10 protein-coding genes are annotated in these 13,206 nt (G+C 57.4%); 2 read left to right on the forward strand and 8 right to left on the reverse strand.

The genetic code is table 11. The features are described 5' to 3' along the window. Positions 1–128: 128 nt before the first annotated feature. Positions 129–770 (forward strand): GNAT family N-acetyltransferase, encoded by a 642-nt coding sequence (locus ACTQ05_RS02135; RefSeq protein WP_441016056.1) that lies wholly within the window; start codon positions 129–131, stop codon positions 768–770. A 273-nt stretch (positions 771–1,043) separates the two neighbouring features. Here the strand turns inward: ACTQ05_RS02135 and ACTQ05_RS02140 are convergent, their stop codons facing one another. Continuing rightward, the gene (locus ACTQ05_RS02140; RefSeq protein ID WP_441062966.1) at positions 1,044–2,984 is read right to left on the reverse strand and encodes a DUF2207 family protein; all 1,941 of its coding nucleotides are present in this window, start codon (positions 2,982–2,984) and stop codon (positions 1,044–1,046) included. 514 nt (positions 2,985–3,498) lie between these two features. Between ACTQ05_RS02140 and gluQRS the strand changes: the two genes are divergently transcribed. Further along, positions 3,499–4,509 (forward strand): tRNA glutamyl-Q(34) synthetase GluQRS, encoded by a 1,011-nt coding sequence (gluQRS, locus tag ACTQ05_RS02145; RefSeq protein ID WP_441062965.1) that lies wholly within the window; start codon positions 3,499–3,501, stop codon positions 4,507–4,509. 15 nt (positions 4,510–4,524) lie between these two features. On the opposite strand, the gene ACTQ05_RS02150 is transcribed toward gluQRS, so the two are convergent. The 7 genes from ACTQ05_RS02150 to ACTQ05_RS02180 all read right to left on the reverse strand — a co-directional run bounded on the left by ACTQ05_RS02150 (position 4,525) and on the right by ACTQ05_RS02180 (position 13,194). Continuing rightward, a complete protein-coding gene (locus ACTQ05_RS02150; RefSeq protein ID WP_441537833.1) occupies positions 4,525–5,250 on the reverse strand; it encodes a metallophosphoesterase in 726 nt (241 codons plus the stop codon). Continuing rightward, positions 5,247–5,885, reverse strand: a complete 639-nt coding sequence (locus ACTQ05_RS02155) for a metallophosphoesterase (protein ID WP_441036925.1) — start codon at positions 5,883–5,885, stop codon at positions 5,247–5,249. Before ACTQ05_RS02155 ends, ACTQ05_RS02150 begins: the two co-directional genes overlap by 4 nt. Before the next feature lie 40 nt (positions 5,886–5,925). Further along, positions 5,926–6,165, reverse strand: a complete 240-nt coding sequence (locus ACTQ05_RS02160; protein ID WP_441016041.1) for a hypothetical protein — start codon at positions 6,163–6,165, stop codon at positions 5,926–5,928. A 1,065-nt stretch (positions 6,166–7,230) separates the two neighbouring features. Beyond that, a complete protein-coding gene (locus tag ACTQ05_RS02165; protein ID WP_441016035.1) occupies positions 7,231–8,856 on the reverse strand; it encodes an ATP-binding protein in 1,626 nt (541 codons plus the stop codon). Then, positions 8,853–9,692 (reverse strand): HNH endonuclease, encoded by an 840-nt coding sequence (locus tag ACTQ05_RS02170; RefSeq protein ID WP_441016033.1) that lies wholly within the window; start codon positions 9,690–9,692, stop codon positions 8,853–8,855. The genes ACTQ05_RS02165 and ACTQ05_RS02170 overlap by 4 nt, the downstream gene beginning before the upstream one ends. 3 nt (positions 9,693–9,695) lie before the next feature. Continuing rightward, positions 9,696–11,336, reverse strand: a complete 1,641-nt coding sequence (locus ACTQ05_RS02175) for an ATP-binding protein (RefSeq protein ID WP_441016030.1) — start codon at positions 11,334–11,336, stop codon at positions 9,696–9,698. A gap of 13 nt (positions 11,337–11,349) precedes the next feature. Further along, positions 11,350–13,194: a DEAD/DEAH box helicase gene (locus tag ACTQ05_RS02180; protein WP_441537834.1), complete on the reverse strand. Its 1,845-nt coding sequence runs from the start codon at positions 13,192–13,194 to the stop codon at positions 11,350–11,352. Positions 13,195–13,206 lie beyond the last annotated feature (12 nt).

Raw genomic sequence — 13,206 nt, forward strand, 5'->3', positions numbered from 1 at the left:
CTTGCGAGCGGGGGTTGCAGGAGCGCCACTGGGCACGGTGAGTTGATGGAACACAGGGGCACCATAATTAGATGCCAATGGCGTGGTAGAACTGTGCTCGATATGCATCCGCAATAGAAAGAGGCACTATGGTCTCGCGGGTTCTCTACCGACCGTTTGATACCGAAGACTTCGACGCCATCGCGCTGATCTTGCAGCAGCTTTGGCATAACAATTCGGATAACGAAGAGTACAACCGCCTTGAGGCCGCGTGCGATCTTGCCTATTGCCTTTCTTCCTCGACGTTTTCGCAGGTCGCCGTAATCGACGGCCAGGCGCGCGGCATTGCACTCGCACGTGCGGGGCAAAGCAGCGGCGCCACCGTTAAGGAGCATTGGATGGATACCGAACGCGCATTGCTGTCGCAGATGCGTGAGCTGGAGCCCGATGCCTGTGCCGAGTATCTCTCGTTTGTGCGCGCCACCATTCGGACCAACAACCGTCTGCTCGAGAGCAGCCCGCTGCCGCATGACAACGAGGTCACGTTGCTTGCCGTGGATCGCGATGTCCACGGCCTGGGCGTTGGCTCGGTTCTGCTCGATGCCGCGGTCTCGCACCTGTCCTCGCGCGGAGCGTCGAGAGCGCACCTGTATACCGACTCCAACTGCTCGTGGAAGTTCTACGAGCTGCACGGCTTTAAGCGCACGGCCACGCACCACGCCAGCCGCGAAGAGCGCCGCCACGACATGCCGCGCGAAAGCTTCCTCTACGAACTCGACCTAACAGCCTAAAACCGGCAGTTAGGGACGTCCCCTTTGTGCCGGCACCCCGGGACACTCCTTGGCAGCAACCACACCTAGTCGTTGGGGACGTTCTTAAATGACTAGTCGCCGGGGACAGTCTTGAACAAAAGAGTCGCCGAAACCCTCGCTGGCATCACCCTATAGAGGAGTCTGCAAATAGCGGTGGGCAAAAGTAAAAGATCGGCGCATTTTGGTGCATAAAAAGGGGATGGGCTTTCCCCGACGGCTGCCGAGAAAAGCCCATCCCATAATTTAGGACCGCTAGAACGTTCCGCCGCCGCCTCCGCCGACGCCGCCGCCCCCGCCGCCCGAGAAGCCACCACCGCCGCCGCTCGAGCTATCGGAACTCGAAGCCAGCTCACGGATGCTCTCGTGATACACGCCATCGAACGAATCGAGCGGAGACTGGTTTCCGTAGTGATGGTAGTACCACCAGTAGCAGGGGTAATTGTCGTAGAAGCCGTCGGCCTCGCGCACCTCGGGCGGCACGGCCTCGGCAAGCTGACGCAGAACTTCCTTGGAAACGCCCAGCGCCGCACCCATCACCAGAAGTTTATTCCACAGCACCAGATCGCCGGGGACGGCTTCCTTTAGACGCGTGAAGTCCTCGAGCCAATGCTTGAGCGCCTTGCAGCGAGCCGCCACCTCGGCGCCCTCCGGCGTAAGGCGGCGGAACGTAAGGCCCACGCCAATACCCACCAGCACAATCGGCACCGAGATAACCGCGGCGACAATGTTCACCTGTGCGCCGTCGGTAAAGAAGATGGATCCCACGGGAACAAAGGCGATCAGAGTACCAAGAACCAGGCAAAACACCATTGCGACAATGCCGTCCGAGGCAACGTACTCGCTATCGGCCAGTTTGCCCTTAACGGTGCTCTGATAGTCCTTGAGCTTGTCGCCCACGGGCGTAGCGTGCTGCTTAACATAGTGTTGCAGCTCGTCAAACGTGCGCGAGCGATCGCCGTTCTCGTCGGGCTTAGCACCGGCAAAGAAGACCTTGAGCACCATGCGGTCAATGCCCTTGGCCGACTTCCAGCCCGCATCGCTCACCGTCACACGATACGTCTGCTCCTCTTTTTCGCGACGGAGCAGGCCCTTCTTGCCCTTGGTCGCGATTGCCTCCTCTAACTTGATCACGCGATCGTCGGTGAGCTTCATGAGTGTGGCGATATATGCCTGATCGGGCACCTCGTTCCAGCTCATGAGGGCCGAAAGCACGGCGGGATGGTCGGCCGAGGGCACGTCGCGGAAGTATTCGTCCTGGAACAGCGGTTTGGGCTTGCGCTTGCGCAACTTGAGCACGACGATTGTGCCGGTAAAGGCAACCGCCGCGACAACGCTAACCACGGCAAGTGCATTGGCGATCATGCGGGCGTGAGCGCGGCGGGCGTTGGCCTCCTCGGCCCACGCCTTCTCCTCGCTCAGAATTGTCGACATGCGTTCCTTGCCCGAGGCGGCGAGCTGCGGCACCCAATCGCTGGGGAAGGCGATGCGCGCCTCGGCGAATTCGCCCTGATGCACGCAGGGTATGGTATAGGTGACCATGGGCTCGTCCGCGTCGAGCGACACGTCGCCCGTGAGCGGACCGTGGCCCCATGCACGGAAGTTATCGCCCTTGACGGCCGCCGTTCCGGCAGCGGCATTTGCGAAGTAAACTTCCATCTCGACGTCATCGGAGTCCGCAGACCAGCCGTCATCCACAAACTTCCAGTAGAGCTCGGCGGTATCGGACCAGTTCATAACCGCACCGGTCATGGTGTAGCTCACGTAATAGATCGCGCTGTCGCCGCTCTCGTGGGGGCTGAACACCTTGATCTTTACGCCGCCGTCGGACTGCTCAACCGTATAGACGCCGTTGTCGCCTTTGTTTGCATAGTCAACCCTGCTAAACGCGGCATCATCTTCCTCGACGCTCAGCACATCGACACCCGCCGTACCACCCTGTTGGTTGGTGCCCGTATTGATATCCCAATACACGCCGTTGATGTCGTCGTCGAAATCAAACTGGCGCCCCTCGACAACGGTCAGCGATCCATCGGCCTCAACCGTGGCACCGATATAGGTTTGGGTCATGGAATACCCGTCGGCACGTGCAACGGCGGGCAACAGCAGCAGCACGCACGCGACGAGTGCGCAAATGGAAGCAAATCGCGCAAGCAGGCAGCGCTGCCGACAAGCATTGGCAACGGGGGCGTTCATAGGCACATCCTTTGTCTGTAAAACCAACAGCGCCATTGTCCCACGTTTGCGGGTACACATGACGAACATCTAGGCGACCGGAGCGCCAAACGGGATGAAAGACATGCCTGCCGCCAGCAGCTAGTCATTGGGGACGTTCTTAAATGACTAGTCATGAGGGACGCCCTTGGCATGGCCCGCGCCAGCAATAGATACCACTTCACAGCTCCGTCACAGGTGTAGCAGCTTTGTGTGGGCGCGGCACGCGCTGATTGAGCCGCCAGCCGAGGGGCATAAAGCAGTTGAGCGAAACCGGTTTGCCCCTTTGCCGTTCGCTCGAGGATCATGTCCCCCTTTTCCGCGGAAACCCCGGCAGTTGCGAAGAGCTGCCGGGGTTTCTGTTGTCTAAGGTACTGAGTTGATCGACAGGAATCAAAGCACCGAGCCTGCGGCCCACCATACGCAATGCGGGGCCTCGACAACTTGCGGACCACAGTGACGCCTCCCCATCGCGCCCCGCGCTATACTCGTCCGCATGGATATCAACGCACGCAACATAGCAACGCCCGCCGCGAACGCGCCAACAACGCCGCCCGCCTCCGTTCCCGTACCTGTCGTAGGCCGCTTTGCCCCGTCGCCCTCGGGCCGCATGCACCTGGGCAACGTGTTCAGCTGCCTGTGCTCGTGGCTTTCGGCCCGCAGCCAGGGCGGCAGCATCGTGTTGCGCATCGAGGACCTGGACGATCGCTGCAAGCGCCCGGAACTTGCCGCCCAATTGATTGATGACCTAGCTTGGCTGGGGCTTGAGTGGGACGAAGGCCCCTACTACCAGCACGATCGCCTGGACTTGTACGAGGACGCCCTGCACCAGCTGCAAGACGCCGGCCTCACCTATCCCTGCTTTTGCACGCGCGCCGAGCTCCACACCGCGAGCGCGCCGCATGCCAGCGACGGCACGCCCATCTACCGCGGCGCCTGCCGAGGCCTTTCTGCCGAGGAGGTTGCCCGCCGCAGTGCCCTGCGCGCTCCCGCCACGCGCCTGCGCGTGCCCGCCGTCGACGACCTCGCCGGCGACGTGATCGAATTCGTTGACCGCACGTACGGAGCCCAATGCGAGGCACTCGCCACCGAGTGCGGCGACTTTTTGGTGCGCCGCAGCGACGGCGTTTTTGCCTACCAGCTAGCCGTGGTGGTCGACGACGCTGCCATGGGCGTCACCGAGGTCGTGCGCGGATGTGACCTGCTTGGTTCCACGCCCCGCCAAATCTACCTGCAGCATCTGCTAGGACTTCCCACGCCGCATTACGCGCACATTCCGCTGCTCATGTCGCCGGACGGCCGCCGCCTTTCCAAGCGCGACCGCGATCTGGACCTGGGCGAGCTACGCGCACACTTTGGCACGCCCGAGGCACTGCTGGGATGGCTCGCCGGGCAAACGGGCATCGCGCCGGACACCACGTCGCGCTCTGCCGAGCAGTTGGTCGAGCACTTTAGCTGGAATGTCATCCGCGCGCACCGCGAGAACATCACCGTAACGGCCGAGTAGCCAAATACCTCGCCCCTACGCAACGTCCCAGGGCTGGAGTTCGTCGCCCAAGCGAACGATGCAGTCGTAGAGCACGGTATGGCGCTCGGCAGGGTTGGCATCCCGATGAAAATGCCCGTAGTACCAGCGCTTGTAGGCCAAGCGGTCTTCCAGCTCATCGAAAAATGCTGTAAGTCGGTCGACGTCGGGGCAATTCCAGCCGGGCGCAGGATAGAGCGTGGGCGAAAGCATGCGCGTAGAGCAGGTATGGGTGACCACGTAGTCAACCTTCCAGCCCACGCTGTCGAGCTTTGTCCGCGCCTCCTCAAAGTTGCGCTCGTCCGGCAGCTCCTGTGGCCACCAGCTGGAATAGGGAATGCGGTATTCCTTATCCACGCTCGTGGCGCCGCCCATGGTAAAGATCGTTGAGCCGTCGAGCTCAAAAACCTCGCCGCGCGTCAGGCGCCGTATGGGAGAGGTATCCGACAGGCGTTGCGTTAGCCCACCGTGCCACAGCTCCATGGGACGCTCCGCCCAGTGATCGAAACGCTCGTGATTGCCGTCGACGAACAGCACGGTATAGGGACGCGATTCCAGCCAGGCGATATCGATGCATTCCTCGGCAGAGAAATCCCACGGAAAGCCAAAGTCGCCCGCGACAAGCAGATAGTCATCGCTCGTCAGACTATCCCCAAGATCCCAGTCGCGCAGCTTTTGCATGTCGACGCCGCCGTGAATATCGCCCGTCACATAGACCGTCATCGGATTACCACTTCCCTCTTATAGGCTTCGAGATCGTGCTCGATCTGCTCGTCACCCGTGGCGTTGACCCACCACGGCCATTTAACGCACCGCACTGGCTCGTCTACCTGAGCAAACCACGACCTGAGCTCATCCAGACTTACCGGGGCGTAGCTGTTAGCATCCACGCCCACGTCGTAGCGCAGCAGCCCCTGTCTGAGGTTGAACTTGTTGTACGCGTCGCCGCAGCTGTGGATATGCCCGTGCAGATGCCAGCTGCCGTGCGACATGCCCTGCCAGTCGGCCATGGGATAGTGGCTCAGCACGATTTTTTGGCGGTCGATCTTGAGCACGCAAATGGACGGCTCGACGATAAAAGCATCCGCTACCGCAGACTGCGTCCAGTCTTTGTCGTGGTTGCCGGGCAGCAGATGGACGCGCTTGCAGACAATGCTTTTGCGCAGCTCGTAGGCATCCCGGGCGGTCATCTTAAAGCTAAAGTCACCCAAGATGTAGAGCTCGTCATCCGCAGCGACCTTGCTGTTAATGTTAGCGACCATGGCGTCGTTCATCTGCGCAACAGTCGACCAAGGCCTATCGCTAAGCCGTAGCATGTTCTCATGCCCAAAGTGAGTATCGCTGGTAAACCAGATCACGGGGACCTCCTGTTACTGCGGGGTATCCATCCTTTAGGACTTACCCTTCGTTCTTCCATCCAAACGGGTCGAGCACCCAAAAAATCAGATCGAGCACGCCACCGGTTATCATGGCGCCGGCAAGGGCCATGCAAACGTGCAGAGAGCTGGCACTTCGGAGCACGTCGAACGGCCCCAGAACAGCCAGCAGCGCGACCGCAGCACCGGCCACGCACAGCGCGAGGCACGGCCCTGCGTCCTTGACGCACTTCTTTGCGAGATGCTTGGTGTTGTCACTCATAGATTTCGAGCTCCTTAGAGGGTCGTTGTTCAGGTACATGCCGCCGCGACAGAGCAGGGCGACAGGCTAAGTGTCACATTGCGTGCGGACACGTTTTTAGGCCCGCGCGTCTGCAAGGACCTATATCCTTGCAGAACACCCCCAAAGGAACATCTAAGCCGCTGGCGGGCAACATGTTGGGCAGGGCGTCTTGCCTCGTTTGAGCGCAGTCGCCAATGGCACGCTCGTTTTAATGGCGCTTTGAGGAAGGCTTTTGCATCCCGCAGAACGGTGATAAATCTTGCCGTGCTTGGTGACGATTACCTTCGTTCTTGAGGTATCTACACCGCGGGGCTCGATGGGCGCGGCCACCTCCTGACGAGACGGCCCCGTTTTCTGAGGCTTGCCTCTCGAAAAATCAAACTCGCGGAATCGATTGATATAGCCGTCGAAACACCCATCGAACAGCAATCCCGTTGCCACACCCGCCATGAATCCACTGCGCTCACCATGGCGACGAGCGCCCCACTCGCCGGCTGCTCCGGATGCAGCGCCAAACATGATGCCGCAGGTCACTGGGAGTAACCCCCTCCCAGCCACAGCTCGACGAAACGAAAATCTTAAAGAAAACCCGGCAAGACGGATCAGTTCAACACGAAGGCCGCCATCGATATTTCGTCCGGAACTTTTGAGCAGCGTCAGAATTATCCATCGATACGAGCATCGCCGAACAATGAGCAGATGCGGTTAAAAACTCCTTATCCACAGGAATATCGGCGGCAACGATATGAAGCGTTGATCGGCAGGTTGCCTGGACTTTTCCCGACAGCCTGCCGATCGGTCGCGCCGTTCAGCGCAGTGGCTAAAGATTGTCATCGGACTTTGCGCTGGCTTTGGCCGCCTCTTCGCCCGCAATCAGGTCCCTAACCGTTATATACGCACTGTATGTAGCATCTTTCGGGGCATATCAAGTTGCACTGCGAGTAAGTGTAGCCTTCGAAGCGGGTTTCCATCGCTTCGAAGGCAATCTTGGTTTATTCGATAGTATGTGCCCGTGCGGACATGATAATCGAGGCAGCGAATGCTCTATTCGTCAACGGGGGGAAGGTCCTCGGCTAAAAGTCGAAGCGTTCTCGAGACCTCCGTGATCATGTCGTGGTAGTTCTCAAGGGACTCCTGGTCTTTGGTGGCATACTCCGCTTGCGCGAGGGACCAGATCAGGTAGTCGAGGCACCTCGTCATCCTCGAGCTTCCTCCAGCAATCGCGTTCGCCCTTTGATAGAACGGATGAGACACGTTCACTTCGACGTAGGTCCTCGTTATGCCCGAATCCGAGAATAGCCCGGAACGCCATAGGGCGTCTTCGGGCAGATGGTCGACCGGGCGGATGTTGACCTTCTGTCCAACTTTTGATTCAAGCGGGATTACCTCGATGAAGGAACGCTGCTTGGCACTCGTTACCTTACGTGTCCCGTCTTTCAATTGGGATACTTTGAATAGGCTGCCCTGTTCACTTTGTTCAAGCTTGGAAATTGTTTTGTTCGATCTCGCGTGGCGGGATGGTGCCGCTCTGGTTTCCGCATTCGTGGAGCCGGAGCGATAGCGTTCGCCAGCTTTCGTCCGCAAGCCCGGAAGGATCTGCTCTTTGAGTCTCGATGCGATTCCTTGCTCGAGAGTTACTTTGGACTTTTGAAAGTCGACGTTAAAGAACTCGTCCAAATCTGAGGAGAAGGAGAGTTCGATCCTGCAAAGACGGTAATGAAATTCGGTCTTATAGATACCGCACCAGTCGCCCCAATGTATGAGGCGGTTTTCCCTGTAGATATAGAAGCCCTGCATGTCGTCCGGGTTAACGCCGGGCGGGAATACCACGTTCTGCTTGGCAGATGTCTCGAGCTCATCGCGCGCGGGGATGATGCGGCCAACGAGATGAAATCCTTTTTCAGGGTCGCCGTTGAGCTTGGCTTGGGGGTAAAGAACTTCATCCACTACGGTTTCGGTAAGGCCGAGTTCGAGCGCGAACGGATCGAACGGTTTTAGGCTTGTGCCATTGACGATCACCTCAACGTTGGGGACGTCGTAATACTGATGGTCGATGAATCGTTGGAACACGATGCTGAGGTGGAAGCTGAGCTCCTCGACCTTTCTCTTCAGTGCATTTTGCTGTGCGGTTCCACCAGGGTTCTTGTAGGATCGGCCCATGAGACGGTCGCAGTCCTCCCAAAGGACCGTGGTGCCTGTTCCTTCTCCCGCCGTTGCCTTTAGGTAGCGCATGTCGTTGCGAGTAGGCTCGCTTTCGATGTATTCCCACTTGCCGGTCTTCTCCGCATGGCCGATATCCAGTGTGAGCTTGCTCGCCTTGCCTCCTGGGACGTTTCTTGAGATGAGCGACACCCTCCTGCATTGGGAGGTCGATGCCGTCTTGAGGCCGAGGCCGTATTTACCGAGGCTGTGCTTATCTTCGCGGACGTCCGACCCGTACGTCATGGCGTTGCAGAGCTGGTCGATGCCCATGCCGTGGCCGTTGTCGCTGATAGAGACGATGATGTCTCCTGAGTAGCTTCGGCAAACAGCGGTGATGCGCACCACGGACGCATGCGCCGCGATGGAGTTATCCACGATATCGGCGACAGCGGTTTTGAAGTCGTAACCTGAGTCTCTAAGGCTATTGATCGTTCGGCCTGCGTTGGGTGGAAGGACGTGGTATTTCACTTTCTACTCCCGACTATCTCTTTCAGCTCGTCTGGATTCATGGGTGGTGTTGTGATGTGGACGGCACGATGACAATTTGCGCAAAGCGGAACCAGATCCTTTACCGGGTCGATTTTCGTTTCTTTGCTCAACGTCGATACTGGCGTTCGGTGGTGAACCTCGATAAACCCCTCGGCAAAGGGCCCGTATGCCTTTCCGAAGTCGAAGCCGCATACATAGCATCTATCGCCATGGGCGGCTATACAACGCATGCGATTCTTCCTGCTACGCTCATACCTTACGGATGTTGCTTCGTAAGCTGCCCCCTCGAGTTCCGCCTCTGTATTGAACTCAGGGGCTTCGCTATTTTCCAGGTTCGCGTAGGCATCGGCGAGAATAAGGGAGAAGCCGAGCGAAGCGAATAGCAACGTTGCGATGTTCTCGGAAACGCTCGACTTTCCATCGGTCTGAAGCGTGAGCCTCAACCGCGTGCTCGCTGCGTCTAAGTCTTCATCTGGAATCGCCGCGATCTCGTCAGCGGTTGAGAAGCGCGCGCCGTTAGCTCGAAGCCAGACCGAGATGTCGCACTTTAAAGATGCCAGGAACGCGAATGCTTCTTGAGCCGTCGACGCATGGTGGTTCCTCCATGCGTCGACGATATCGACACCGAAGGAATCAAGTTGAAGCGAGGCTACGAACAGTGTTGGTGACATGACAGAGCAATCAAACGAAAACCCATGGCCTTGTTGGAATATAGCGGGCCTACAGGAGATTCGTGCACCGGAATCTTCGCACTCTATTGGTACGAGAAGCTTTGCCGTCAGCTCTTTCTCGAGGTGAGAGGGATCCAGAGCCATCTACTATTCGCCATCGCCTTCGAAATCTTCGATTGAAACGTCGGGCATCACGCTTCGGGCGAGGTCCCTGAGCAGCCTGGATGTATCGTAGCGCGAATCTTCAAGGTTGATCTGCGCGTCTTGGCTTGTTGCTCCCGTTTCCGCCGCGGCGAGGGCCCAGAAGAGACAATCCAGGCCCTTGACCGCCAGCGGGTTGTCCATATTGTTGCCATAGTAGCGCTTGTAGAACTCGTGTCCGGCGTTTACCAGTACACCACGCTTGCCGCCGATGAACGCCGGTTCCCACAGTATGCCGTCTGCGAGGCTTTCTACCACTTCGAATACCGGTCCAGCGTTTATTGAATCATATGAAGTGACAGTGATTCCGAAGTTGTTGCTGACCTCGACTTTACCTTCCTCGTTTACAGACATGGAGCTTCCTCGGTAATCCGATTCTTGCTTTTCCAGCGCGGGGATGACTTCGGCGTGCATGTCTCCCGAGCTCTCCACGGCGGCTTTTCTCTGCGTGCCGCGGTAGCGCTTGTCGCCTTCCTTCTTGATGGGGTCGGCGAACTGCACCAGCTTGCTTTTCACCAAGCTGTTGAGCACGATTCTGGATTTCTTGATGTCGACCTGGAAGATGTCGTCGAGTTCGGCATTGAACGAAAGCTCGAAGCGACACAGGCTGTTGTGGAAGTCGACACCCTTGATTCCGAACCAGTCGCCCCAGTGGATAAGTCTGTTCTCACGGTATACGTAGAAACCGCTCAGCGACATGTCGGTAAACGACTTGAGACTCTCGATCCTGCCCGGCATCACCCTGTCGTACTCCTTCTCGCTCAGCAGCTCGCGCTTCGCGGGGACGATGTACGCCTTGACCTTGATAGTGCTCGACCCACCCTCGATGATGGAGCCTGAGACGGGTATGTTCTGCTCGCCGTAGCCTACCGAATCGTATTCCTTGCAGAACGGGTCCCATGCCTCGACCGCTTCGCCGTTAAGGTGGATGCTGATGTTTGCGGCGCGATCGTCGTCATGGTTCAGGAACCTCTCGTACACCATGGCGATATGCTGCCGGAGTTCCTTCAGGCTGCGTTCAAACGCCTTGTGGAATGGCTCGGAATCGGGGTTCGTGTAGCGAGCTGAAAGCAGCTTGTCACACTTTTCCCAGACGACTACAGTTCCCGCCGAGTCTTCTATGAGCTCCAGCTCGTCCTGGTCGTCATCCGTGGGCTTCTCGAATTTAAGAACCCAATCGTTCTCCTTGGCGATGCTATCGAGATCCCAGATCGCGCACTCGAAATCTCCACTGGGGTCATCGCGGGATATGACCTTGAGACGACGACAGCACGATGTCGATGCGGTTTTTAGACCCAGGCCGAACTTGCCTAAGCAGTGGATGTCCTCACGTGGCGCGGCGCCGTACTGCATCGCGTTCTTAAGGGCGTCTTTGTCCATGCCCGTTCCGTTGTCGGTAATCGAGACCCTGATCTTGTTATCCGCACCCTGGAAGGCGGTGACCCAGATTTCCGTAGCATTGGCGGCGATGGAGTTGTCGATGATGTCCGCGACGGCGGTGTTGAAAACGTAGCCGGTATCGCGAAGACCCTCTAGGAGGCGTGCGGGATTTGGTCGGACGATATAGCTTTCTTCGTTGCTGCTCATTGCTGGTTCCTTCCTAAACCGGTGAGATGGTCAATGCTTCTGCGATTTCGTTCGCCTTGATGGTTCCGTCGCTGCCGACGACTACCTGTTCGGCGAGATCACGTTTTAGGTAGACCTTCTGCCACATGTATTCCTCAACGGTGTTGGCATAGTAGGGGTAATGCGTAATTACTTTTTTCTTCTGACCTCTCCTGTGCGCACGGGCGTCAGCCTGGTCTATGACTGCCGGGTTCCATTGCGGTGAGAAGTGGAAGACGTGGTTCGCTTCGACGATGTTGAGACCTGCTCCGCCTACCTTGGGATTGACAACCAAAAGGGCCGAGCCTTTGATCGTCGAAAAATCGTCGACGATCCTCTGTCGCTCATCGGGCTTGTCTTCGCCCGTTAGCGTATAGACGCTGGTTTTCTTTCCGTACCTTGATCGCATGGCCTCGATTGCGACGAGCTTGTCCGCGAAAACGATCATCTTCTCGTTAACCGATGTAATCTCGTCGACAACGGTGTCCAGGTATTCGTATTTCAGGTCCGATACGCCTTCGTCCCTCGTTTTTGGCGCAGCAAGAGATGCGATCAGCTTGTTGATCGCTGCTAGCGCGAATCCGGACGTAGTGTATTGCTGCCTGAGTTCTTCGTAGCGCTTGGCCTCTGCCGCTTCAAGCTCTATGGGCATGGGTATCGCGATGAGGTCGGGCAGGTCGTTGGGTACGTCATCTAGTGTTCGTCTCAGTAGCAAAGGGGCGATCATGCTGCCGAGCAGGGACGCCGACTCGTCATCGTCGGAGAACCTTGAATTGAATTCGTTTTGGCTTCCAAGAAGACCCGGGATGCAGAAGTCGATGAGTGACCAGATGTCGGTCATATGGTTCTCGAACGGCGTGCCCGTTACCGCTATGCCAAGCTTGCGAGGGATGAGCTTTATTTGCTTGGACCTTTGCGACGTTGGATTCTTGATCGCCTGTGCTTCGTCCAGAACGACAATGTCCCACTCGATCTGGTCGAGCACGGTTCTGTCGTTCTTCGCCGTGTCGTAGGTTGTAATGGTGACGTTTGTTTTCTTTAGGTTTCTGAAATCGTAGGATCGAGCCTGTCCCGAATGTTTCTGTTTGGTGATTCCGTTCGAGAACTTGTCGATTTCTCGCGACCAGTTCTCCATGAGAGCGGAAGGACAGATGATGAGGATCTTGGCACTGGGGTTCTCGTTGAGCTGGTCGCAGATCACCTTGACGACTTGGATTGTCTTGCCGAGCCCCATGCCGTCGCCCAAGATCATCCCAGGGCATTGCTTTCGCATGAAGTTCAACCATGCGCTTCCGACTGCCTGGTATTCGAAGAGGCTACCCGTGAAGTGACAGACGGTTTCCTCGATGCTGTCGCATAGGCTGAGTGCCTCGGTCGAGACAAGATCTGCCGATACACGGTAGAGACACTCGAAGTAGTCCTTAGTTTCGAGCTCTTTGAGGCAGCTTATGTATTGGGAGATGGTGAGGTCAACCCCGAGTGTGACGCCGAGACTATTCAAGGTGCCTTCGATCTCTTGATATCTGTAATCGAAGGAATGCCATGTGTTCTTGATGAGTGCATGGTCTGATTTGTGCGGTAGCTCTATGGGAAATATCTTGCCCTGCAAGTTCCGGGCGTAGAGGTGGATTACCCCGAAGCTCGCAGAAGCACTTTCCTCAAGCTTTATCAGCGGCGTTAGCGGTCTTTTTGAACAACGAATCTCAATCGAGTTAAGCGGAGGTAGGTTCAACTCCACATTGCCCTGCGCGTTTTCCCAGACAAAGTCTGCGGCAACGCGCTGTGTTGCCGTATCAGACACTTTAAGTAGCAGCTCGTTTTTTGAGCAGAGCCACTCCATGATCTCCCCTCC

Source organism: Collinsella sp. LCP21S3_A9, assembly GCF_052118785.1.
Taxonomy (GTDB): Bacteria; Actinomycetota; Coriobacteriia; order Coriobacteriales; family Coriobacteriaceae; genus Collinsella.

Coding starts and splice junctions, on each gene's coding strand:
- ACTQ05_RS02135 (WP_441016056.1), top strand. CDS start 129: ATGGTCTCGCGGGTTCTCTACCGACCGTTTGATACCGAAGACTTCGAC.
- gluQRS (WP_441062965.1), top strand. CDS start 3,499: ATGGATATCAACGCACGCAACATAGCAACGCCCGCCGCGAACGCGCCA.
- ACTQ05_RS02150 (WP_441537833.1), bottom strand. CDS start 5,250: ATGACGGTCTATGTGACGGGCGATATTCACGGCGGCGTCGACATGCAA.
- ACTQ05_RS02175 (WP_441016030.1), bottom strand. CDS start 11,336: ATGAGCAGCAACGAAGAAAGCTATATCGTCCGACCAAATCCCGCACGC.
- ACTQ05_RS02180 (WP_441537834.1), bottom strand. CDS start 13,194: ATGGAGTGGCTCTGCTCAAAAAACGAGCTGCTACTTAAAGTGTCTGAT.
- ACTQ05_RS02140 (WP_441062966.1), bottom strand. CDS start 2,984: ATGAACGCCCCCGTTGCCAATGCTTGTCGGCAGCGCTGCCTGCTTGCG.
- ACTQ05_RS02170 (WP_441016033.1), bottom strand. CDS start 9,692: ATGGCTCTGGATCCCTCTCACCTCGAGAAAGAGCTGACGGCAAAGCTT.
- ACTQ05_RS02160 (WP_441016041.1), bottom strand. CDS start 6,165: ATGAGTGACAACACCAAGCATCTCGCAAAGAAGTGCGTCAAGGACGCA.